The sequence below is a fragment of the Xylophilus ampelinus genome, assembly GCF_003217575.1.
Taxonomy (GTDB): domain Bacteria; phylum Pseudomonadota; class Gammaproteobacteria; order Burkholderiales; family Burkholderiaceae_C; genus Xylophilus; species Xylophilus ampelinus.
Window position 1 is genome coordinate 66,797 of sequence record NZ_QJTC01000017.1, and the last position, 21,501, is coordinate 88,297.

At 63.9% G+C, this 21,501-nt stretch carries 20 protein-coding genes; 1 reads left to right on the forward strand and 19 read right to left on the reverse strand.

All coding sequences use genetic code 11. The annotated features are described in order from the left end of the window. Window positions 1-46 precede the first annotated feature (46 nt). Window positions 47-2,101 carry an O-linked N-acetylglucosamine transferase, SPINDLY family protein gene (locus DFQ15_RS11825; RefSeq protein WP_110466176.1) on the forward strand — a complete coding sequence of 685 codons (2,055 nt, stop codon included), beginning with the start codon at window positions 47-49 and terminating at the stop codon, window positions 2,099-2,101. On the opposite strand, the gene DFQ15_RS11830 is transcribed toward DFQ15_RS11825, so the two are convergent. The 19 genes from DFQ15_RS11830 to DFQ15_RS11910 all read right to left on the reverse strand — a co-directional run bounded on the left by DFQ15_RS11830 (window position 2,089) and on the right by DFQ15_RS11910 (window position 21,363). Continuing rightward, a complete protein-coding gene (locus DFQ15_RS11830) occupies window positions 2,089-2,685 on the reverse strand; it encodes a methyltransferase domain-containing protein (RefSeq protein WP_110466177.1) in 597 nt (198 codons plus the stop codon). The two genes, DFQ15_RS11825 and DFQ15_RS11830, sit on opposite strands and share 13 nt — an antisense overlap. Window positions 2,686-2,770: 85 nt before the next feature. Then, window positions 2,771-3,658 (reverse strand): class I SAM-dependent methyltransferase, encoded by an 888-nt coding sequence (locus DFQ15_RS11835; RefSeq protein WP_233504437.1) that lies wholly within the window; start codon window positions 3,656-3,658, stop codon window positions 2,771-2,773. A gap of 145 nt (window positions 3,659-3,803) precedes the next feature. Next, the gene (locus tag DFQ15_RS11840; protein WP_110466178.1) at window positions 3,804-5,099 is read right to left on the reverse strand and encodes an ABC transporter ATP-binding protein; all 1,296 of its coding nucleotides are present in this window, start codon (window positions 5,097-5,099) and stop codon (window positions 3,804-3,806) included. Between the two features lie 14 nt (window positions 5,100-5,113). Next, window positions 5,114-5,911 carry an ABC transporter permease gene (locus DFQ15_RS11845; protein ID WP_110466179.1) on the reverse strand — a complete coding sequence of 266 codons (798 nt, stop codon included), beginning with the start codon at window positions 5,909-5,911 and terminating at the stop codon, window positions 5,114-5,116. Between the two features lie 91 nt (window positions 5,912-6,002). Next, window positions 6,003-6,881, reverse strand: coding sequence for a peptidylprolyl isomerase (locus DFQ15_RS11850; protein WP_110466180.1), 879 nt, complete (start codon window positions 6,879-6,881; stop codon window positions 6,003-6,005). Window positions 6,882-7,101: 220 nt separating this feature from the next. After that, on the reverse strand, window positions 7,102-8,778 hold the full coding sequence (locus tag DFQ15_RS11855) for a cell surface protein (protein ID WP_146228730.1): 1,677 nt from the start codon (window positions 8,776-8,778) through the stop codon (window positions 7,102-7,104). A 192-nt stretch (window positions 8,779-8,970) separates the two neighbouring features. After that, the gene (locus tag DFQ15_RS11860) at window positions 8,971-9,453 is read right to left on the reverse strand and encodes a hypothetical protein (protein ID WP_110466182.1); all 483 of its coding nucleotides are present in this window, start codon (window positions 9,451-9,453) and stop codon (window positions 8,971-8,973) included. A 3-nt stretch (window positions 9,454-9,456) separates the two neighbouring features. Beyond that, window positions 9,457-12,087 (reverse strand): type II secretion system secretin GspD, encoded by a 2,631-nt coding sequence (gene gspD / locus DFQ15_RS11865; protein ID WP_233504438.1) that lies wholly within the window; start codon window positions 12,085-12,087, stop codon window positions 9,457-9,459. Window positions 12,088-12,101: 14 nt separating this feature from the next. Continuing rightward, window positions 12,102-12,704, reverse strand: coding sequence for a hypothetical protein (locus DFQ15_RS17140; RefSeq protein ID WP_146228731.1), 603 nt, complete (start codon window positions 12,702-12,704; stop codon window positions 12,102-12,104). A gap of 32 nt (window positions 12,705-12,736) precedes the next feature. Beyond that, complete coding sequence (gspM, locus tag DFQ15_RS11870) at window positions 12,737-13,282, reverse strand: type II secretion system protein GspM (protein ID WP_110466184.1); 546 nt, start codon at window positions 13,280-13,282, stop codon at window positions 12,737-12,739. 12 nt (window positions 13,283-13,294) lie between these two features. Further along, entirely contained in the window at window positions 13,295-14,671 is a 1,377-nt protein-coding gene (locus tag DFQ15_RS17145) for a PilN domain-containing protein (RefSeq protein WP_146228732.1), read from the reverse strand. 6 nt (window positions 14,672-14,677) lie between these two features. Beyond that, window positions 14,678-15,535 carry a type II secretion system protein GspK gene (locus DFQ15_RS11875; RefSeq protein WP_158529061.1) on the reverse strand — a complete coding sequence of 286 codons (858 nt, stop codon included), beginning with the start codon at window positions 15,533-15,535 and terminating at the stop codon, window positions 14,678-14,680. Further along, a complete protein-coding gene (locus tag DFQ15_RS11880) occupies window positions 15,535-16,206 on the reverse strand; it encodes a prepilin-type N-terminal cleavage/methylation domain-containing protein (protein WP_110466186.1) in 672 nt (223 codons plus the stop codon). Before DFQ15_RS11880 ends, DFQ15_RS11875 begins: the two co-directional genes overlap by 1 nt. Beyond that, window positions 16,203-16,565: a general secretion pathway protein GspI gene (locus DFQ15_RS11885; protein ID WP_233504447.1), complete on the reverse strand. Its 363-nt coding sequence runs from the start codon at window positions 16,563-16,565 to the stop codon at window positions 16,203-16,205. The genes DFQ15_RS11880 and DFQ15_RS11885 overlap by 4 nt, the downstream gene beginning before the upstream one ends. A 47-nt stretch (window positions 16,566-16,612) precedes the next feature. Further along, window positions 16,613-17,062 carry a GspH/FimT family pseudopilin gene (locus DFQ15_RS11890; protein ID WP_110466188.1) on the reverse strand — a complete coding sequence of 150 codons (450 nt, stop codon included), beginning with the start codon at window positions 17,060-17,062 and terminating at the stop codon, window positions 16,613-16,615. A 9-nt stretch (window positions 17,063-17,071) separates the two neighbouring features. Continuing rightward, complete coding sequence (gene gspG, locus DFQ15_RS11895; protein WP_110466189.1) at window positions 17,072-17,515, reverse strand: type II secretion system major pseudopilin GspG; 444 nt, start codon at window positions 17,513-17,515, stop codon at window positions 17,072-17,074. Window positions 17,516-17,540: 25 nt separating this feature from the next. After that, the gene (locus DFQ15_RS11900) at window positions 17,541-18,791 is read right to left on the reverse strand and encodes a type II secretion system F family protein (protein ID WP_110466190.1); all 1,251 of its coding nucleotides are present in this window, start codon (window positions 18,789-18,791) and stop codon (window positions 17,541-17,543) included. Next, window positions 18,784-20,508, reverse strand: a complete 1,725-nt coding sequence (gspE, locus tag DFQ15_RS11905; RefSeq protein ID WP_199399864.1) for a type II secretion system ATPase GspE — start codon at window positions 20,506-20,508, stop codon at window positions 18,784-18,786. The genes DFQ15_RS11900 and gspE overlap by 8 nt, the downstream gene beginning before the upstream one ends. An 81-nt stretch (window positions 20,509-20,589) precedes the next feature. Then, window positions 20,590-21,363 carry a type III pantothenate kinase gene (locus DFQ15_RS11910; protein ID WP_110466192.1) on the reverse strand — a complete coding sequence of 258 codons (774 nt, stop codon included), beginning with the start codon at window positions 21,361-21,363 and terminating at the stop codon, window positions 20,590-20,592. Between the last annotated feature and the right edge of the window lie 138 nt (window positions 21,364-21,501).

The following is a 21,501-nucleotide window of genomic DNA, read 5'->3' on the forward strand; positions in this document are numbered from 1 at the left end:
CGGGCACGGCCGTGCCACGGAAGCACGCCGTCGGCAGGAAGCATTGATGCCGTCCACGCGGCAGCCCCTTTCGGCAGACGCCTTGCAAGAGCGGCTGCGGGAGGCCATCCAGCTACAGCAGGAAGGGCTGCTGGACGGCGCAGAGGCGATCTACCGGGACGTCCTGCGGACGCATCCGCGGCACCCGCTGGTGCTGCAGATGTTGGGAGTCCTGGCCGCCCAGCAGCAGCGCCCCGCCGCGGCGCTGGAGCTTCTGCATGAGGCGATCGCACTCGCCCCGCAGGATCCTGCGGCGCACAACAATCTGGGCAAGGTGCTCGCCGCGCTCCATCGGCACGACGAGGCCCTGGCCGCCTGCGACCGCGCCATCGCGCTGCAACCGCGGCATGCGGTTGCCCACTACAACCGCGGCACCGTCCTGCTCCAACAGCGTCGGTATGCCGACGCCGTGGTCGCCTTCGAGCAGGCCCGGACGCTCCAGCCCGGCGTGGCCGGCCATTTCAACAACCTGGGATTGGCGTACGTCGGGCTGCGCCGTTCGCCGGCGGCACTGGACGCTTTCGACCGCTGCCTGGCGCTCGACCCCCGCCACCCCGAAGGCCTGGTCAACCGGGGCAACCTGCTGGTCAAGCTCGGCCGCACCGAAGAGGCGCTGGCCGACTTCGTGCATGCGCAGGCGTCGCGACCGGACACGCCCTACCTGCAAGGCCTGGTGTTGCATCTGCGCATGCAGCTGTGCGACTGGTACGGCTGGGCCGACCGCACGGCGGCGCTGCTCGACGCCGTCGGTCGCGGGGAGCCGGTGGCGCAGCCGTTCGACCTGGTGGCGCTGCCCTCCTCGCCCGCCCAGCAGCGGCGCTGTGCCCAGAACTATGCGCAGGAGAAAACGCAGGCGGCGCATCTTGTGCCTCCCCTGCCCTGTCCGACGCCGGGGACTTTGGGGGAAAGCAGAATCCGCATCGGCTACTACTCTGCCGACTTCCACGGCCACGCCACCGCCTACCTGATGGCGGGCCTGATCGAATTGCACGACCGCAGCCGCTTCGAGATCGTCGCATACTCGTTCGGCCCGCCGGGCGTGGGCGCGATGCGCGACCGGATGGAACGGGCCTTCGACCGATTCGTCGAGATCGGCCACCTCACCGACGCGCAGGCGGTGGCGCTGGCCCGCCAGGACGGCATCGACATCGCGGTAGACCTGAAAGGCTTCACCGACGACGGCCGCATCGGCATTTTCCTGCAGCGTGCCGCACCGGTGCAGGTGGCCTACCTGGGCTATCCGGGCACCGCGGGCACGGACTGCATCGACTACCTGATCGCCGACGAACGGGTGGTGCCGCCAAGCCACTGCGCCTTCTACGCGGAAAAGCTCGCCTGGCTGCCCGAGAGCTACCAGGTCAACGACCGCTACCGGCGCATCGCCGACCGCACGCCGCCGCGCGCCGAACTGGGCCTGCCGGACGACGCATTCGTCTTCTGCTGCTTCAATGCCAGCTACAAGATCACGCCGGACGTGTTCGATGTGTGGATGCGCTTGCTGCAACGCGTTCCCGGCAGCGTGCTCTGGCTGTTCCACGACAGGGACGCCGCCGTGGCGAATCTGCAGCAAGAAGCCGAGCGGCGCGGCGTGTCGGCCGACCGGCTGGTCTTCGCCCGCAAGCTCGAACTGGCCGACCACCTGGCTCGCTGCCGGCAGGCCGACTTGTTCATCGACACCTTCCACTGCAACGCCCATACCACCGCCAGCGATGCGCTATGGGCCGGTGTGCCGGTCCTGACCCTGCAGGGCGAAACCTTCGCCGCACGCGTGGCGGCCAGCCTGCTGCATGCGGTGGGCTTGCCGGAACTGGTCACCACCACACCGGCGAGGTACGAAGCCCTGGCCGGGCGGCTGGCCACCGAGCCGGCGGTGCTGGCCGGCCTGCGCGAGCGGCTGCGAGCAGCGCTTCCGGAGGCGCCGCTCTTCGACACCGCCCGCTTTGCCCGCCACCTGGAAGCGGCCTACCTCCAGATGCGGGACCGCCACTGCCAGGGGCTCGCCCCCGACCACCTGCGCATCGCGCCCATCGCCACGGGCAGCGAATCGCCTCAGGCGCGGTAACCGGGCAGCAGCAGATAGCGCAGCTGCTGCATCGCCGACCGGCGCAGCCGGATGCCGGCCGACATCGGCGGCTGGCGGAACACGCCGACCGTGTCGCCCCAGGGCGCGCTGTCCGGATCGGCGTGCGGCTCCCAATCGGTCGAGACCTCGATCAGCTCCAGCGCTGCGTACTTGGCCAGCGCCCGATAACCGTCGGGGTAGAAGCGCCAGCAGTCCTGCGGGTACCGATGCTCGGGTCCGCGCGAGGGCGCCATCAGGAAGATCAGGCCGCCGGGCTTGAGCACCCGCGTCATCTCCAGCCACGTCAGCCAGAAGAATTCGACATGCTCGAACGCCTGGCCCGAGACGACCACGTCCTGCGAATGGCTGGCGAACGGCAGGCGGTAGGGCGATTGCAGCACCACGTCCACGTTCGGCCCGGCGGCCAGGTCGACGCCGGTATAGGCCCAGTTCGGGCGGCTGAAGAACTGCTTGTAGCTACCGTTGACATCGTAGCTCCCGATGTCGATGACCTTCAGCGCAGGCCGATCCGTCAGGTAGCGGCCCACGAGGCGCTCGACGTGTTCCAGGGAACTCTTGTGCATGGAAAAAACTTCGGGAAACAGGCGGACCTGGATTGTAGGGAGCCCCGCGGGCGGCAGCAGGCAGCGGCAGGGAGGCGCCGCGCGGCTAGGCCTTGCCGATCACGTAGGCGTCCTGGTGGTGCCAGAAGTGCTGGGGCGCGACATGCAGCAAGCGGCCTTGCGGAATCTGCTCGGCGATGCGGGCCTCGACGAAGGCGGTCGAGGTGAACGCGGTGCCGTAGTCGGCCACGTCGATCGCCTGCGATTCGCTGGCCGAGGCGAAGAAGAAGCCCTCCTCGTCCCACTGCACGCCCTGGCGCCGCACCGCGTCGGCGCCGTGCGTCGAGAACACCAGCACCCCGCTCGGCGCGACCGCGTCGAACAGCCGGCGCAGCCAGGCTCCCCAGGTGCGGCGCGGCAGGTGGCTGAAGAGCGAGAGCACGAAAACCACGTCGTAGGTGCGCGGCCACGCCACGGCGGCCGGGTCGGTGGACGACTGCAGCCCCGCCACGCCGAAGGCGCTGCGGGCGAAATCCACCGCGTCGGGCACCACGTCGCTGGCGGTGATCGTGTCGGCGCCCAGCACCTTGACCAAGTGCCGGGTGAAGCGGCCGTGGCCGCTGGCGAACTCCAGGAAGCTGCCGGTCCTGAGCAGCGGCCGGTCGACCGTCTCCAGCAGCAGCATCAGCTCCGACAAGGTGCGCCAGCCGTCGGCCAGGTAGTCGCGCAGCGGGTTGCTGCTGAGCGGATGGTTCTCGAAGAACCGGAAGATGTCGTCGGCCGGCGCGATCTCGCAAGGGCAGCCCATCCACGAGCCGAAGGCATCGGCCAGGCCGTGGCGCTCGATCAGGTTGTGGGCGTCCAGCCGGGTGTCCCTGGACTGCAGCGCATGGCGCAGCGCGTCACCGGCCTGCGCCGTGTCGCCGGCGGCGAGCCGTTCCCGGCCCCGCGCGAGCCACTCGACCGGGGTGCATACCTGGACGCCCGAGGTCATCGGCCACCCCGCAGGGACCGGTCGGTCGGGTGGCCCTCAAAAAGCCGTTGCATGGTCATATTCAAACAAAAAGTGGCTGTAGCCGGCGTAGATCAACGACCTATAGATATGATTTTTATAGCATCGACCAAATGGATGCCGCGGCTCATTCCCAGCGATGCGGCAACCGCACCAGGCCGGGCATCAGCGTCGGCGACACGAAGCGGAAATGCAGGGTGCGCAGCCATTCGTCGTAGACGATCAGCCCGCTCTCGTCGAACAGGAAGGCGCTCACCGCGTACTCGCCGCTGTGCAGCGGCAGCTCGGGAAAGGTGAGCACCGAGCGCCACAGGCCGTCGCCCAGCGAGACCGGCACGGCGCCCTCCTCGTGCGTGGCCAGCGAGGTGATGCCCGAGCCGCGCGACTGCTCCAGCATGAAGCCGACGTTCGGCCGCTCGCTGCCGCTGCCCTGCACCACGATCGTGGCGACCAGGTCTCGGCTCTCCAGCAGGCCTGGCTCGCCCGGGGCCAGGTCGGCCAGGGTCAGCGACACGATGCGGGCGGCACCCTCGGGCTTGGCCGCCGGCGGCAGGGGCGCGGCCGAGGGCGGCGATGCCTCGCCCTCCCCCGTGCTGGCCGCGACCATCGCCTGCGCCGGGAGCGACAGGTCTTTGTTCAGCCCGTCCTGCGCATTGCGCAGCCGGGTGTGCATTTCGTAGGCGCCCAGCACCGGCTCGGTAGGCCCGAACTCGCGCACCCGGCCGCCGTCGAGCCACAGCGCCACGTCGCACAGGTGGCGGATGTGGTACGGACTGTGGGAGCAGAACAGGATGGTGCAGCCCGCCTTGCGGAACGCGGTGATCCGCTCGATGCACTTCTTCTGGAAATGCTGGTCACCGACGGCCAGGGCCTCGTCGATGATCAGCACGTCGGGCTGGATGGCCGTGACCAGCGCGAACGCCAGCCGCACCGCCATGCCCGAGGAATACGTTTTCACCGGCCGGTGGATAGCCTCGCCCAGCTCGGCGAACTCGACGATGCCGGCTTCCAGCCGTTGCATCTCGGCCTGGGCGATACCGATCAGGCTGCCGGCGAAGTACAGGTTGTCGCGCCCGGTGAAATCGGGGTGGAAGCCGGCGCCCAGCTCCAGGATGGCGGTGACGCGGCCCACGCGGCTCACGCTGCCGGTGGTGGGCTGCATCGTGCCGGCCAGCAGCTTGAGCAGCGAACTCTTGCCCGCGCCGTTGTCGCCGATCACGCCGAGGCACTGGCCCCGGTGCAGCGCGAACGACACGTCCTGCAGCGCCCAATGGCTGCGGTGATAACGGCGGCCGGTCAGCAGTGCCTTCAGCCGGTCGCGCGGCGAGGCGTACAGCCGGTACTCCTTGCCGGCACCGTCGAGCCGCAGCACGGCGGGGCCGGCATCGACTGCCTGCACCGCGGCAGGGGTCGAAAGATCCATTGCTCGGGCGTCGCTCACAGCCAGTCCACCAGTTGTTCGCGGCTGCGCCGCACCGCCAGCGCCAGCAGCGCCGTCGCAACCAGCCACCATGCGCCGGCGCCGGCCCAGGTGGTCCACTCGGGCCAGGCGCCCTGCAACAGCACGTTCTGGTAGCCCAGCACCAGCGGCGTCATCGGATTGAGGTAGAGCACCCAGCGCCAGGCGGCCGGGAACAGCGTCATCGGGAACAGCACCGGCGACAGGAAAATCCCCACCGACAGCAGGAAGCCCACCACCTGCACCGTGTCGCGCAGCGCCGCGGCCAGGATCGCCAGCAGGTAGCCCAGCACCAGGCACAGCATCAGCTGCAGCGCCAGCAGGGGCAGCAGCGCCAGCAGGGCGATGCTGAAATGGTGGGACGGGATGTAGCCGACGGCCAGAAGCAGGATCAGCGGTGCGTAGACCATGCTGCTGGCCAGCGCCGAGCGGGCGACGAACAGCACCGGCGGCAGCGCGTTCTTCTGCAGCACGCTGCCCGCGTCGAGCAGGCTGTTCATCGTTCGGCCGATGGTGTCGCAGAACGCCATCCAAGGCAGCGAGCCGACGATCAGGTAGGCGCCGACGCGGTGGGTCGGGGCATTCTCGCCCAGACGCATCGCGAAGACGACGTCGAAGACCAGGAAGTAGGCCGCGACGGTCAGCAGCGGCTGGACATAGGCCCAGGCGATGCCGCCGGCGGCACCGGCATAACGGGCGGAAATTTCGCGGCGGGTCATGACCGCCACCAGGGCGCGGGCACGCCAAAGGGCGCAGGCATCGTCCAACAAAGCCATGGAGAAAAAGGAATCAGATTGGATGGCCGGTACCGCCTCGCACATTGCCGCAGTACCGCCTGGGGGGTGGCCCAGGGCAACATGCCGCAGTTCAGCGATAGCGTGCGGAAAAAGCCTCGATGGCAGCCTCGTCGAACTTGGCTCCGTCGAGCAGCTTGGCCGATTTAGCGGCGCGGGCCGCCTCTACGAGCTTGACCCGAGCTTCTGCGATAAGCGCCTCACGAGCCTCTTCGAAACTCTGCGTGCGAGCCGGCTTGATCTCTTCCAACTTGATGATGTGGAAGCCGAAATTGGTCTCGACCACGGGAGACAACTCGCCCGGCTTCTTTAAAGCCAGCACGGCAGCCTCGAAACCGGGAACCGTCTGACCCGGTTTCACAAAACCCAGTTCTCCCCCTTTGGGCGCACTGCCTGGATCGCCGGACTTTTCCTGCGCCAGGCTGGCGAAATCGGCTCCAGCCTGCAACGCGGCGCGAATCTTCTCGGCTTGCGCGCGGGCGTCGGGCTCGGCCGAGCGGATGAGGATGTGGGCGACCCGCGCTTGGGCAGGCTGGCGGAAGCGCTCGGGCTTTGCGGCGTAAACCGAACGTGCATAGGTTTCCAGCGCCTCGGGGTTGGGCACCGCCGCCTGGTCGATCTGCGCGATGCGGGCATCCGACAGAACCTTGTCACGTGCCAAGCGCAGGGCTGCTGCGACCTCGGGAAGTTGGTCGAGTTTCTCCTGCTGTGCCTCGACAGCCAGAAAACGGCGGGTGTAGAGGTTGGAAGCCGAAGCACTCACCCCCTGCGGCTTGCCGAAATAGCTGCGTCTGGGCGCCTCGGGCACCTTGGACGCTTCGCTCGCCACATCGCTCGCATCGATTGCAATACCCGATGGTCCCTGCACCAGCGTTTGCGCAGAGGCCGAGAAACTGCCGCATAGCACCAACAAGGCCGAAACCACAGGACGAATAATTCTGAAAAATGGCATGGATAAGGCAATGCACGACGGGCATCGAAATCGAATACTAAAGCAGAGACGCGCTCGACAAGGGCGCTGCAACTCCGGTAGGCATAAGAGGATTGTGCCTTAGCAGTTCGTATGCTTGCCGAGCTAGACCGGAAAACACAAAAAAAAGGGCAGGAGAAACTCCTGCCCTTTTTGAAGAGGATCGACCCCCATGGAGCCGATCTACACAGTCACGACAACCTTAAGGGAAGGTCGCCTTGTGCTTGAAAGCCCAGCTGTAGTTGGTGGAAACACCGTTCGCTGGCGAACCCACAGCGCTGGTGTAGGCAGAGCCCAATGCCGGCAGACCTGCATTGGCGATACCAGGCGTAGCGATGTTGATCCAGCCTTCTTGGAAGCCGGTGAACACGTTTTGCACAGCCACGGTAGCACCCAGAACGCCCTTGCCAGCAGGAGCCGACGGATCGTTGTTGATGGTCAGCACGCTGACTTCGCCGCAGAAACGCAGACCGGCGGTAGCGGCACCCGGGGACACAACTGCACCATTGCTGGTCGTCAGCGTGCGTTCCGAACGGTCGAACACCGACAGGGGCGCGCTGCCTGGGTTCACGCACAGCAGGCTACCCAGCAGCGACGTGTTGGCGGCGGTGAAGTACGAAGCAAAACCGGCGGCAGGGGTCGTGTACACAGGCGTGAACGGCGTCGTAGCGTAGTTCACAGCAGCGTGATAGCGACGGGTCGGCAGCGAGAAGGTGAAATCGGTCTTGGAACCGATCGCAGCCAAGGTGCTGTAGTCGTTCTTGATGCTGGTGGCGGCCAACGAGCCCGACAGACGCGACGACTGAGCCGCTGGCGAACCGGCTCCGGTCGCAGACAGAGCGTTGACGTCGACGTACGGCGTGGACAGATCGGGGAAGTCGAACTGCAGAGCTTGGATAGGCGCAGGAACCGCAACACCCGTAGACGAAAGACCACCGGCCAGCAGAGGATCTGCAGTCAGCTGGTTGATCGTCTGCGTGACTGCATCGTTGGTTTGCGGCGCGAACACCACACGGCCACGGGCAGCAGTCGTCACGCCACCGGCAACCGTCACTGCTTGCACGGCCGTCGACTCGTTGGACCAAGACATCAGCGCGTTGGCGGTGTTGATAATGAACGCGTTGGTGTACAGGCCGGACGTCGGGGTGTCGAAACCAGCAGCGACCAGATCAGCCTCGGTTGGCTTGTCCGTCAGCACGGTCGCCAACTGGGTGGCATCGCAAGGCGCCACGCCATTGACGTGCTTGATCGTGGTGTACAGCGCATTGGTGCTGTTGTTCAAGGTGCCGGCGGCGTTCGGACGAGCGGCGCCATCGGTATACACCGGTGGGATGTCGGCCATCGTCAGCACTTCGACATAGCCTTCGCTGGTCCACTCGGCCTTTTGGGCTGCCGTAAACGATGCAGGCAGACGATCGGTCACGAAACCACGATTCAGCACGGCCGTTGCAGGCAACGTGCACGAATTGTCATTGGTCACCAGACGCGAGCCACCGGTGGCGACATCACGGCTGATGTTGGCGGTCCACACGTCGCCGGGCGACAGGAACAGCGTGAAGTCGAAAATATCGTCGGAGTTGGCAGCGCTACGGAAGCGCACCTTGACAGCCTTGCCGTTGACGGTATCGGTGTTGGTGATGCTGAACAGGGTCTGGTTCCCAGCTTGCGTGCTGAAGTAAGGAATCAGGCCAATGTGGCCGATGCCGCCAGCGTTCAGCTCCAGAGTAGCGCCAGTGGTCGTTGCGTGCAGAGTGCCTGCAGCAGTCGTTCCAGCAGCAGCGCCAGTACCTTGTTGGGACACGGCTGCGTTCGCTGCGCCGGCAAGCGTCAGGCCAGCAACTGCGGCGCCGATGCTCAGAGAGAGAAGACTCTTCTTCATTAATAACTCCATGGAAAAAGTTGGTAAGCGCAACTACAAAGAGCGTGTACGCCACGAGATGTTAGCAGGGTGAGCATAGTGTTCGCGAGGATTCACAGACACAACTCCAAATTGTTGGTACCTTGCCACACCCTTGGATACATCGGGAAAAGAAGCTTGGCCTAGACCATGCATCCGTTCGTTATAGCTGTATCACAAGGCTGGCAGAACGTACCACCGTCCTCCCTCGCGTACCCACGTCTCATCGAGAGCGGTCGCGAGGTTAGCCGTTGAGCGGATCGGCGTCAAATTTTTTACCGACACTTCCAACACGGCGTTGCAATTCTCTTCGCTCGAACATGTAACTTTAACCACCTTGGCACCCGTCCATGCACTCGACGGTCCGTAACCGAGGCGATACGCCTTGTATTCCTTCAGTGCCCGATAGGACGGCGCGGTGTACTCGTAGGACTGCTCGAACTTGTTCGCCATCATCAAGTCCCAACGCTCCTGTGCCCTTTGCGCGACACTTTGCTCAGCGGTCTGCGGTTGGAAGAATGCGCAACCGGCCGACATGGCGCCTGCAGCGACCATGCAGAAAGCGGTGATGGCAAGACGACAGCCAACCATCTTCGATGGGCCGGCCTGGTCGGAGGATGGCGTGATGGAGCGGTCCATAGTGATGATTTCCTTCATATTTCAATTGGATGGGTTGCCTGAAGGCGTGGAGCGTGGGAGGCCCGAGACGCCGGGCGCCAGTTCTACCTGCGGGTCCGGCGCGCCGGAACGCCCGGGGCCGCCACTCGAGAGCCGCGTGTCGGAAAAGATTCCCTTCATCCGGTCCCGCATTTCGGAGCCGACATCACGGATGTCCTCGTCGGACCGTACGACGCGCGGCGTGAGGATGACGACCAACTCGGTGCGCTCCTTGGCAACGGTCGTCGCCCCGAATGCCGCACCGATCACCGGTAGATCCTTGAGGAACGGAATTCCGCTGCGGCCATTGCTGGTGTTGTCACGGATAAGTCCGCCCAGCACCAATGCCTCGCCGGAACGTACCGCCACCTTGCTGGTGATCTGCCGTTGCCTGAACGGAAACTGTTGGGTCGCCGTATCTTGAACCGAGCTCACATCCGTCACGGCCTGGGTCAACAGCATCGTCACGATATTGCCCGCATTGACCGAAGGCATGACCTGCAACTGCACGCCCGTATCTTTGTACTGGATGCTCGTGCTCGCAAATCCACCGGTACTGACCGTCGTACCGGTCTGCACGGGAACCTGGTCGCCCACCATGATGGACGCTGTCTGGTTGTCAAGTACCATCAGCGATGGACTCGATATCACCTTCACCAGACTCATGCTTGCCAAAGCATTGAGGACCACACGCACATCCGATGCAGACCGGCTGAGGGAATAGGCGAAACCGCCGCTACTTGCGGTTGCAGCGGCTGCCGCTGTGGTCGCAGGCAATGCACCCAGGGTACCCCCACCTTCGTATTTGCCGCCGTTCTTGAAGAACCATTCGAGACCGTAGCTCAGCTGGTCACGCAGCGTAACCTCGATGATGCTGGCTTCGATGAGCACCTGGGCCGACCGCACGTCCAACCGCTTCAGGGTGGCTTCGATCTTGGCGAACTCGGCATTCGGCGCGTAGATCAGAATTGCGTTGTTGACTTCGTCCGCGATCACGCGGATACCGTTACCGAATTCCGATGCGGTGACTCCGGACTGCGAAGTCCCCGTTCCCCGGTTCAAGGAACTGGAGCCGGCATTGCCGAAACCCGAGTTTCCGAAACTTCCGCTGCTGCCGAACATGCCGCCGCTCGACCCCATGGTCGCCCCGGAACCACCGAAACTTCCGGTGGAGCCGCTGAAACCGGAACTGCTGCCGAAACCGCTACCGCCCATGGAGCCTCCACCGAAACCGCCCGAGTTGCCGTAGGAACTGCCAAGGCCGGGCGCGATGCCGGTGCCCCCACCGCCCGATGACGTTGTTCCGCCATAGATGCCCGCGAGAACCGTCGCCAGATGCTTCGCGTTGCCGTTCTGAACGCCGTAGACGTGCAGCTGCGGCTCGGTCGTATTGTTGTTCGGCTTGTCCAGTCGTTCGATCCAGCGACGCGCCTCGTCCAGGGCAGAGGCGCGCGGGGATACGACCAGGATGCTGTTGATGCGCTCGATCGGCATGACGCGTACGCCGCCGAAAAGCGGGTTCGCCTCTGCGGAGGCCGCTGCGCTTGCAGCCGCCCCCTGACCCGGCGCGGTCGATGCGGATGCACCCGGCCGACCGGGGACCGCGGCTGTGGCTGCCGCAAGCCGACCGCCGCTCATGATCTGCAGTGCGGCCTCGACCTCGGAGACCGACGCGTACTTCAAGGGGAATACTCCTACCGACATCCCCTTGAGCAGATCGACGTCGAAGGTGTTGACGATGTCGAGCCACCCTTCGGCCTGCGTGCGGGTGCCCGTCATCACCAGCAGATTACGGACCGTGTCGACCCGCACCAAGGCGTCGCCGCCGGCGATCGGGCGCAGGATGCTGGCCATTTCGGCCGCGCCGATATAGCGCAGTGGAACGACGATCGCGCCGAACCCGGGCGGAAGCACGCCGCCGGTGGCTTGGCGCGGCGCGGCCACGATGCCGCGAAGTGCCTCGGCACGGCCGACGTGGTAAGTACCCCGTGCATCGCGCGCCATGATCAGGCCGTTGGCCTGCAGCGCGGTTTCCAGCAGGAACACAGCCTGATCGGGGGTAACCGGCTCGCGGGTGACCAACGTGATGGCGCCATTGATCTGGCCGTGGAACACGACCTCGGCCTTCGCGATTTCGCCCAGGATGACCCCGGCCACTTCGCCGATGGGAGCATCCTCGAACTTGAATGCGCTACGGGCACCGGTCGGCAGCCGCGCGGCGACGCGGGGAGGCGCGATCACCTGGTCCGTGCCCCGCAGGATGTGCGGCTCTCGGTCTGCGGCGGGATCGTCCGGCGGCGGCGGGGCCGGAGGCTGTGCGCGCCCCGGAATCGCGCCGAGCGTGCCGAGCGCTGCCGAGGTGGAATCCGAAGTGCCGGGAAATGTCTGCGGTGTCGTGTCGGCAGACTGGGCGAGCGCGTTTTGGGACACGGCGGCGATCAGGACGGAAAGCGTGGCGATTCGCAAGTGGTTCATACGTACGGTTCGTGGCGGCATCCGGTCCGGGACGCCTTCAATGAAAAGAGGAAAAGAGAGATCCGCATAGGTACAGCGCTTGTCGAAATCGTTCCAGGGAACTGCGGGAAAGTTGTGGCGAGCAGAACTTGGGCTCGACGGCCGATCCAGGCTTGCCATGGGGTGCGGGTATTTCACTGTGCCGATGGCACGGACACGCCACCGGCGGCAGGAACTCCGGGGCTGAATGTGCGACCGTTTGCAGGCGGCACCAGAACGGTACGCGCTCCCCCTTGCCCGAACGCTGCTGAGCCGGTCACACCTGGCTTCGCGCTTTGCAGGCGCATGACGCGGGTTTCTGCACCCCGGCTGAAAGTGACGTCGCGGTCTGCCACTGCGGCAACCTTCCAGGCGCCGATGGAGTCGTTGACCAGAACGCGGCGAGGCTTTCCTCCGACGTCTGCAATGATGCCATTGCGGCCCGCGGTAGAAAAAACGCCGTAGATGCGGAGCGAATCGAGAGGATCGGGCGGCGCAGTCGCAGCGGCCGCGGGTTCGGCAGCCTTGACCGGCGCCGGGCGGCGCGTAGTAGCGAACAAGGGCCTCTCGAGAATAGACGCGAACTGGCTGGCGTCGGTCGACGGACGCGAATTCAACAAAGAGCTGCCTTCGGCCGTGAAATCAGGCACGATCGGCTGCGGGGCAGACCATCGCAAGGCACCCCTGGGCACCAGCCACAACATCGCCAGCACGAGGGCCAAGGCAGCGGGCAGCATCCGCACGGCGCGGGGGGCCATCGCACGCAAGGCCGCAGTTGGATTTTTCCCGATCATGACCGAGCCCGCAGAACGGAGAAGGAAAATTGCACGGTCAAGCGTGTGGCATCGGGACGGATGTAGCTGCTGCCTTGGATGGTCATTCGATCGATCAGGATCGCGGGCGTCTGGCCGGCGATGCCGATCAATGCGGTTTGCAACGCCCGCAATTCGCCTTCGGCCCGCACGCTGACCGGCACACGCTCCATGTCGCCATCGGCTTTGGGCGGCAGGACCTGGCTGCTGACGATATCCAGCTTTGCGTCGGTAAATACCGCACGGATTTTTTGCTGCGCATCATTGCCAGCCTGACTCGCGTCCTGCGTGCCGGCATAGGTGAACTCGGCCACGGCGGCACGCGCCGCAGCGTCTGCTGCCTCCAGTCTGGGACGCGAGGCCTCCAGGCCCAGTAAACGGGCATAGCGCGGCTCCAGGGATTCGAGTCGTGCCGCCACCGCGGAGTGAAAGGTCCAAACGTAGGAAATGCCCAGTGCAAGCAGCACCAGCAGCAGCAGCCCCAAAATGGCAAGGGCCGCACGGTCTTGGCGACGAAGGTACAAAAGCTTCCCCAGTTATGGTGCGGGATTGGGCGCTGGCGGCGGAGCCCCTCTGCCACCGATCGAAGCACGCCCCAAAGGATCGGGGGGAGGCGCAGACCCGTCGGCGCTCGGGGCCGGTGGAGGGCCGACAGGCGCAGGCGTCTGTTCTGCAGGGGCCAATCGCGAATACAGAGAAGCCGGCGGAGCAGCCGGCGATGGGACCGCCATGACCGTCGGTGCCTTCGGATAGATGACTTCCGCGTTGTCGGTAGGGGCCAATTGCGGCAGTCCCGAGGAGGCTGCGGCAGCAGCGGGGTTCGTTTCCGATACAGCCGATCTGGTGGAAGCTGCGCGCTCCGGCAAACCCGCGATCTCAAGTTGGAACTCGATGCCGAACGACTCCTTGGCAGCACCGGTTTGACGGGTAGCCGCCTGCGTTGCCTTGAGATTCATAACGCCTGCCGTCGAGGCCAAGCGCGTCATCAGCGCGGCAGCGTTGTCGGTAGACCCCGTGACAGACACTTTGGTGCCATCGATCTGCACCGTCTGGACGAACGTATCGTCTTGGAATGCATCCGTAAGCAATTTCAGCACTTTCAACGGTGCGGCGCTTTCCCCTACCGCGATGGCAACACCCTTGAGCCTATCGGTCGATCGAACATACCGCTCGCGCAAGGCCACCACCGGCCGCGTGCGCTGTTGCACCTCGGCAAATGCAGCATCTGCTTGTCGGGCGCGCAGCCAGAGTTGGACCGACGGCGTAAGCACCAATACCACCAGCAATGCTGCGCTGAGGGCGAGCAGGCCGTAAACACGACGTTGCTTTCGCACACCGTCCTGGAGCCGAGCCCCTTCCCCGAAGCCTTGAAGCACGATCGGACGCCCGGTCTGGACATGCGTGGGCATGACCCAGGCTTCCAAGCTCTCAGGTTCGCATCCAGACGTGTTGGCAGCGGCTGCTTTAATCGTCCGGGTGACATGGTTCCGCGAAGCCAGCGCTACGTCGATATGCAGGCGTCCAGGTCCCTGGGGCTGCATGCACCAACCCCAAACCAGATTGGTAGCGGCGAAAGGGCTGATGCTCTGCACTTCCAGCAACAGTGCTTCCGATATCTGGGCGAGCGGCATTGCCGGCAACGAGGACGTATGCCGCAGCACATAGGCGTCGGGTATTTCAACGGCGCTGAAGCTCGGCCTCACGCCGGTTTTGTCCGTAGTCTGCGCCACTGGCCGGCCGTCTTGCCAAAAGTCCACCGTGCCGTCAGCCCGCAACACCTGTACGAGCGGCGCAGCGGACATCCACGTAAAGGGAGGGCCGCGCAGTAGACTGCCCACGACAGAGGCCAGGCCCTGCATGCCAGAGCCGAGGTCCAGCCCGAATAGTTTGAAATCTTGAGAGAGACGCGTCATGGCCGTTCAGTTGCGCAACACTGCAACAGCGCTGTCGCTCTGCAGGATGCGCCATGGAATTTCGCTCTGCGGTGTCATCTGAAAATTGACATCCTGGGAAAAGCGCATGCTGGCTCCGTCAGGAAGCGGCACGCTTGCAATGAGGCGGTAGGCACGGGAGGTGGAGGCACCTACGAACGAGGCTTCGAGCTGCGTCAGATCGATGCCGACCTGCTTTGCGTCGCGTGCAGCCGCGATACGCGCTGCAACGGCCACATTGCCTTTTGCTAGAACCACCAGCACCCCATCCGGCGCACTCAAAGGATTGACCTTTCCACCGCTAGACTGCCCGGCTGCTATCAGCGGGGCGATCCTAGCATAGACCTCGTACGGAAATCCTGGCACCAACATCAGGTCTTCAGGTGCCTCCAGACCCAGCGGCCGACCACCGGCATCGCGCTGCAAACGCCAGCGCACGACCGTCTGCGCAGCCGCTTCGGCCACCTGCGGTGCCATGCCGCCGGCAACCGAAAAGAGCGCCTGCAACAGATCGGGCGCGGCACTGTTGACGTCGATCAATCCGTTGAACGGCAATATCTGGACCTGTATGTCCACCCCGCGAAACGACAGCAGAACTGACGCCTTTTGCGTGACGCCGTTGGGTTGCGCAGCCATTTGCTGCAATGCCAAATTGATAGCGGCTTCCGCGACCGCGCGCCCTTCCACCAGCTGACGAGCCCCACTGGCCGCACGCACCTCCTGCCGCACCGACGCGGTCATACCGGTCAACATCAAGCTGAGTGCGGCCGTGATCCAAAGTACCGCAACCAGCGCCATGCCAGCCACCGGCTTCCCGCGCCCCGTGGATACCGTCGCGCGCGCCATCACGACGTCGAGCCGCCGACGACGGCGCCCCCACCGAGCGTGTGGCCACCGAACTGTCGCATAGGAAGCACCAGGTCGGGCCATGCGGACAACGCGGTCACGACGCGAATATTGACCCGGTCCGGCAACCGGTCAGGGATCGGCCACACCGCCCCCCACTGGCGCGGCTCCGTCTGGTCATCCTCGTAGGAAATGGAGAACGCTGTCACATCATCGGTGAGTACCCTCGAGTCGGCGGCGGACCAGTCGGGAAAGCCCTGGACGTCCCGCCAAGGTGCGAAGCGAATCACGAGCGCCATTCGCCCTTCACGGGGCTCGGCAGCCAAGCGAAAAAAGTAACGACCGCCGGCCCCGTACCGCGGCGGCATGACACCTACCCACGCCATCGCTGCAGCACCGCCCTGAAAAAGAAACGCGTTCTGACCCTGCCCTTGAGCGGCCAAAGTCTTCTGCGACCAGATGCGACCGACGGCGCTCTTGAGAAATCCGCTAGCGGTACGGAAATCGTCCAGACGGGCACGCCGGTCCGAGACACGGTCGTCTGTCTGCACCATGCCACGCAGCGCGCCCCCCAGGGCCAACATGACCAACGCCAGCAAGGTGATCGACACCAAAATCTCAACGAGCGTAAAGCCTCGTGCATGCCTATGCCATACCTGCGCGCGACTCATGGCTGACGTCCTCCTGGCAAAGGCCGGGCCTGGGGGCGCAGCGTCAGCAGATCGTAGCGTTTGACGGTCGTGCTCTCCGACCAGAATACCGCGACCGACACCTCGTGAAGCGGCGGAACATTGGGCCCGGTTACCTGGGTGGGAAAGGGTGCGCTGCGCACCTCCCACCGGTAGCCGGCGGAATCGCCTTGTCCACTCCAGCCAGAGGCAGGAACCGTATCACGCAGATTCAGCACCGATTCAGCCAGCAGTGCAGCATGCTGGTAGTGCTCCAGTTCGCCGGCATTGCGCGCAGTGCCACCGTTCACCCTGTAGATCATCGCGAGAGAGAACGCCATGATGGTGAATGCGACCAGCATCTCCAACAGGGAGAAGCCTCGCTGATCCGCAGCTGGCATCACAGCTTTCACGGCGACAACGGTTCTTGCTCGACACGCCCCGTAAGCCAGTCGACCCGAACTCGCACGCCACTACCCGACGAGCGCAGCAAATCGAAGCTACCGCCGCTGGCGCCGCCGCCAGGAAGAAAGCGAATCGAGGCCACGGAATCTGCCTGCAACTCCTGATCGGCAACCGAGGCGTGCAAGGTCAGCTGCCGTGCCAATGCATGTTGAGCACTGCCGTCTATGCCATAGGTACGCCGCCGCAGATCGACACTGAAGCGCGTTTCGCGTCCTTCGGACATGGCCCGCCAGCGCGCCTGACGCATGCCGGCTACCAACGACCTCAAGGTGTCGCGGTATTCACTAGATTCACGCAGACTCTGAAACGCCAACGGTGCGAGGCCGACGATCAGCGCACCGATCGCGAAAACAACCAGCAGCTCCACGAGGGTGAACCCTCGCTGCCTGTTCATGCCGTATGACTACTGGCGATTGCGGATGTCGGCATTTTCGCCATCGCCACCCGGCGCACCGTCGGCGCCGAAAGAGATGATGTCGATCCCGCCATTCGCACCAGGGTTGGCGTACTTGTAAGGGTGACCCCATGGATCCGAAGGCATACCGCCCTTCAGGTAGGGCCCCGCCCAGCCGTTCGCAGAACCCGGCTTGGTAACCAATGCGTTGAGGCCTTCGTCGTTGCCTGGATAGCGGCCGACATCGAGCTTGAACAAGTCCAAGCCCTTCTCTATATCCGAAATCTGTACCGCAGCCGTCTTGGATTTGGCACCACCCAGCATGCCCAACACGCGAGGACCTACCAAGCCCGCGAGCATCGTCAAAATGGCGAGCACCACCAAAAGTTCGATCAAGGTGAAGCCTGAGACCAACGACTTACGCTGGCTTCCGCCCTTGGAGAATCGCACCATTACCTATTCCTTTTTTGGACGCGGATCATACCGCGAGGTCATTGATAGAGAGGATGCCCAGCAGGATCGACACGATGATCGTGGCGATCAAGAAGCCGAGGATCAAAATAAGCGCGGGCTCCAGCAACGTCAAAGCCCGCTTTATGCCGGTCTCCACGTCGCGATTCAGGATGTTCGCCAGTTCCAGCATCATCGCGCCGATACGTCCGGTCTCTTCACCGACACGAATCAGGTTGATCGCGAGCGGTTCGAAGATACGCGTGGCGGCTATCGCATCGACCACCTTGCCGCCGTCCTTGACGATAGGCGACACCGGTGCCAACGCATTCCGAAGGATGGTGTTGCCGACCGTGTCGGTGGCGATGTGCAAGGCTGCCAACATTGGAACGCCGTTGCCCAGCAGAGTTCCGAGCGAACGCGAGAACAGTGTCAGCTCATATTTCAGGAGCAGGGGGCCCAACACCGGCATATGCAATAGCCGCGACTGAAACAAGTTCCGACCTTTCGGCGACTTGAGCCAGCGGGCCAGCATCCAGCCGGCCAATGCACCTGCCCCCAAAAATACGAGCCCGTACTCCTTGAAGCCGTGGCCCAGCATCATGACGATACGGGTCGGCATCGGCAGCGCATCGCCCATGTCCGTGAAAAGCTTCTCGAACTGCGGCACGACGAAGCCCAACATGACGATGAGTGACAACACGGCCACGGTCAACAATATGGCCGGGTAGATCGTGGCCGATACCACGTTCTCGCGCAGTGCGCGTAGCCGCTCCATATGCTCCACTAGCCGCGCGAGTACCGCAGCCAACTGACCACTCGCTTCCCCGGAACGCAGCATGTTGATGTAGAAATCGCCGAAGATATCTCCATGGCGCGCCAACGCCTTGCTCAGGGGGCTACCGCTTTTGACATCATCCAAAGTACCTTGCAGCAGCGCCGCGACGGACGGCTTGTGGCTCATGTCGATCAACACGCGAAGCGCGTTGTCGAGCGCAAGCCCCGCGCGCAGCATGATCGCTAACTCGGACGTCAGCGCCATCACGTCGGCCTGTGTCACTGGCCCGCGGACCGCGCGTGGTTTGCGGCCGATGGCACCCTTGAATGCCGCATGAGCGACGCCTGTCACAGCGCTGCCCTCTGCTGCACTGTCGATGCGCAGGGGCGTCAGACCCCGCGCGCGAAGTTGCTTCATCACCAGTGCCGACGTTTCCGCACTGGTATGGCCCTCTACGATCTGTCCACCGGCTTGGGCAGCACGCCATGCGAAATCAGGCATCGCCCTGGTCCTGGGTGACGCGCATCAGTTCGTCCAAGCTGGTGAGGCCGGCAACGACTTTGCGAAGCCCATCCTGGTACAGCGAAAGCATTCCCGCTTGCGCCGCCAGCGCATTGAGTTGGCCGGCGTCCTTGCCTTCGATGATGGCGCGTCGCATCGGCTCGTCGAGGGACAGGAGTTCGTGGATACCGGTACGACCCTGGTAACCCGAGTTACGGCAATGCTCGCATCCCCGCGCCTGGTATAGCGTAGTGCTTGCACCGCAAAAACGCGCCAACCCGGATTTTTGCCTGAGCTCCTCGCTCGGCTGGTAAGGCTCTTTGCAGTGTTTGCACAAGGTCCGGACCAAGCGCTGCGCCAGCACACCGTTGACGGAAGACGTGATGAGGTAGCTTTCGACGCCCATGTCCTGCATCCGGATCACGGCACCGGCAGCGGTATTGGTATGGAGCGTCGAGAGAACCAAGTGCCCTGTCAGAGCGGATTGCACGGCGATCTGGGCGGTTTCGCCATCCCGCATTTCGCCGATCATGATGATGTCGGGATCTTGGCGAAGGATGGAGCGCAAAGCACTGCCGAACGTCAAGTTGATCTGCGGATGAACCTGGATCTGGTTGATACCCTCCAACTGGTACTCGACCGGGTCTTCCACAGTGATGATCTTCTGCGTTTCGGAATCGAGCTTGGACAGCGCGGCGTACAGCGTCGTGGTTTTGCCCGAGCCTGTCGGCCCTGTCACCAGCAGGATTCCGTGCGGTCGCGCCAAGAGCGTATTGAACCGTTCGAGCGTATCGGCCTCGAAACCCATCTTCTCCAGGCTGAAGCGCACGCTGGCGCGATCCAACACCCGCATGACCACACTTTCGCCGTACACCGTCGGTACGGTCGACACACGAAGATCGAGTTCTCGGCCCTTTACGCGAGTCTTGATTCTTCCGTCCTGCGGCAGACGGCGCTCCGCGATGTCCAGGTGGGCGAGCAGCTTAACCCGCGAATTGATCGCTGCGCTGTGCTTGGGCGCCAGCACCTCCGCACCCAGGAGCACACCGTCGACTCGGTAGCGAACATGTAAGCCATCATCGAACGGCTCAAGATGGATATCGGAAGCACGCAGGTCGATCACGCGGCCGATGATCGTGTTCACCAGACGGATGACCGGGGCCTCGCTGGCAAGGTCCTTCAGATGCTCGACGAAATCGCCCGAATCACCATCGCTCTCGACGGCTCCATCCTCTGCAGCGATCCCGCCGTTCTCCGCAAGGTGAGAAAGCGCCTTCTCGATGTCGCTCTCAATGCCCAGCAATGCTCGGATCCGCAAACCCGTTGCAAGGTGCAATGCCTTGACAACGAAGGCATCCTGCGGAACAGCCATCACCACTTCCAGCAGCCCCTCCTCCACTCGGAGGGGATAGACGTTGTTGGCAGCGAGAAATTCCGACTGCAAACCGGGTACTTCGGCGGCCACGGAGGGGAAATCGTCTGCTGCGATCAGCGGGATGCGCAATTGTTCGGAGACTGTCCGCGCTACATCGATCTCGGAAACGAGTCCCAGTCGGACGAGCACGTGCCCCAACAAATTTCCCATCTCCTGTTGCGCCACCAGCGCACGCTCCAGGTCTCGCAAGCCGAGCTTTCCCGACTGAACCAGCATCTCACCCAATCGCATTGGGCCCGAGACCGCCTGTGCAGGCGCCGCGAGAGGGGCTTCAAGAATCATGTTGTCCATAGTCTGGTGAGTTCGCACTCCGACGAGCGGCCGAAGATCAAGCTGTAATTAGGTGGTCGCGCCACAGGCGTGTCATGCCGTCTCGATCCGGCGCCCCTGCGCCAACGACAACAGTCCCTCGAATATCAGATGATCGACCAACTCGAAAGTTCGGGTCATGCTGGGCGCCATCTTCCATGCTGCGCCGCCCGTCATGATGCACACCGGCTCTTGCCCACTGTGGCGGCGCAAGTGCTGGATCATGCGCTCAACGGCGCCGGCAATTGCGTACGTTCCACCACTGGTGAGTGCATCACTTGTATTGGTTGGGAAGATTTGTACTTCGCCCGTGGGCACGTGCAAACCTGCGGTCCCCGACTCCAAAGCTTTGAGCATGATGCCGTGTCCGGGCAGTATCAACCCGCCGAGAAACCGTCCTGTGTCGTCAACCGCATCAACCGTCACGGCGGTGCCGACCATCACGACAATCAACGGAAGACGATTTCCGCTCGACAGCACACGCTGCCGCGCACCGATCATGGCGATCCAGCGGTCGACGCCCAATCGCGACGGATGATCGTAACCATTGACTACGCCGACGGCCTCGGGCTCGGATGCCACCCACCGCGGCTGCACGTCCCACAACTCTAGTTGCTCCTGAACCCGACGTCGGACGCCCTCCCCGGCAACGATGCAACCCAACACTTTTTCAGGCGAGGCCAGCTGGGACCATCGTGTTTCGGCAAGAGACTCGATGTTCTCCAGGAACTCAGCGCCGTAGGCCAACAAACGGGCCCCCGGTCGGGCGCTGGCGTACTGAGCCCATTTGAGCCGCGTGTTGCCGACGTCGATCGCAAAAAAGGTCATAGGCGGATTATCTGGGGGCCTGCCAAATTGCGGGCTGCATCTCTGGCTCCCCGCAAAAGGCAATGCCCCCGCTCCTTCTGGGAGTCGGGGGCATTACGGGCTGTAGGAGCCTGACGATGACCTACTTTCACACGGGAA

Coding starts and splice junctions, on each gene's coding strand:
- DFQ15_RS11825 (WP_110466176.1), top strand. CDS start 47: ATGCCGTCCACGCGGCAGCCCCTTTCGGCAGACGCCTTGCAAGAGCGG.
- DFQ15_RS11830 (WP_110466177.1), bottom strand. CDS start 2,685: ATGCACAAGAGTTCCCTGGAACACGTCGAGCGCCTCGTGGGCCGCTAC.
- DFQ15_RS11835 (WP_233504437.1), bottom strand. CDS start 3,658: ATGACCTCGGGCGTCCAGGTATGCACCCCGGTCGAGTGGCTCGCGCGG.
- DFQ15_RS11840 (WP_110466178.1), bottom strand. CDS start 5,099: ATGGATCTTTCGACCCCTGCCGCGGTGCAGGCAGTCGATGCCGGCCCC.
- DFQ15_RS11845 (WP_110466179.1), bottom strand. CDS start 5,911: ATGGCTTTGTTGGACGATGCCTGCGCCCTTTGGCGTGCCCGCGCCCTG.
- DFQ15_RS11850 (WP_110466180.1), bottom strand. CDS start 6,881: ATGCCATTTTTCAGAATTATTCGTCCTGTGGTTTCGGCCTTGTTGGTG.
- DFQ15_RS11855 (WP_146228730.1), bottom strand. CDS start 8,778: ATGAAGAAGAGTCTTCTCTCTCTGAGCATCGGCGCCGCAGTTGCTGGC.
- DFQ15_RS11860 (WP_110466182.1), bottom strand. CDS start 9,453: ATGAAGGAAATCATCACTATGGACCGCTCCATCACGCCATCCTCCGAC.
- gspD (WP_233504438.1), bottom strand. CDS start 12,087: ATGGCAAGCCTGGATCGGCCGTCGAGCCCAAGTTCTGCTCGCCACAAC.
- DFQ15_RS17140 (WP_146228731.1), bottom strand. CDS start 12,704: ATGGCCCCCCGCGCCGTGCGGATGCTGCCCGCTGCCTTGGCCCTCGTG.
- DFQ15_RS17145 (WP_146228732.1), bottom strand. CDS start 14,671: ATGACGCGTCTCTCTCAAGATTTCAAACTATTCGGGCTGGACCTCGGC.
- DFQ15_RS11875 (WP_158529061.1), bottom strand. CDS start 15,535: ATGGCGCGCGCGACGGTATCCACGGGGCGCGGGAAGCCGGTGGCTGGC.
- DFQ15_RS11880 (WP_110466186.1), bottom strand. CDS start 16,206: ATGAGTCGCGCGCAGGTATGGCATAGGCATGCACGAGGCTTTACGCTC.
- DFQ15_RS11885 (WP_233504447.1), bottom strand. CDS start 16,565: ATGCTGGTCGCATTCACCATCATGGCGTTCTCTCTCGCGATGATCTAC.
- DFQ15_RS11890 (WP_110466188.1), bottom strand. CDS start 17,062: ATGAACAGGCAGCGAGGGTTCACCCTCGTGGAGCTGCTGGTTGTTTTC.
- gspG (WP_110466189.1), bottom strand. CDS start 17,515: ATGGTGCGATTCTCCAAGGGCGGAAGCCAGCGTAAGTCGTTGGTCTCA.
- DFQ15_RS11900 (WP_110466190.1), bottom strand. CDS start 18,791: ATGCCTGATTTCGCATGGCGTGCTGCCCAAGCCGGTGGACAGATCGTA.
- gspE (WP_199399864.1), bottom strand. CDS start 20,508: ATGATTCTTGAAGCCCCTCTCGCGGCGCCTGCACAGGCGGTCTCGGGC.
- DFQ15_RS11910 (WP_110466192.1), bottom strand. CDS start 21,363: ATGACCTTTTTTGCGATCGACGTCGGCAACACGCGGCTCAAATGGGCT.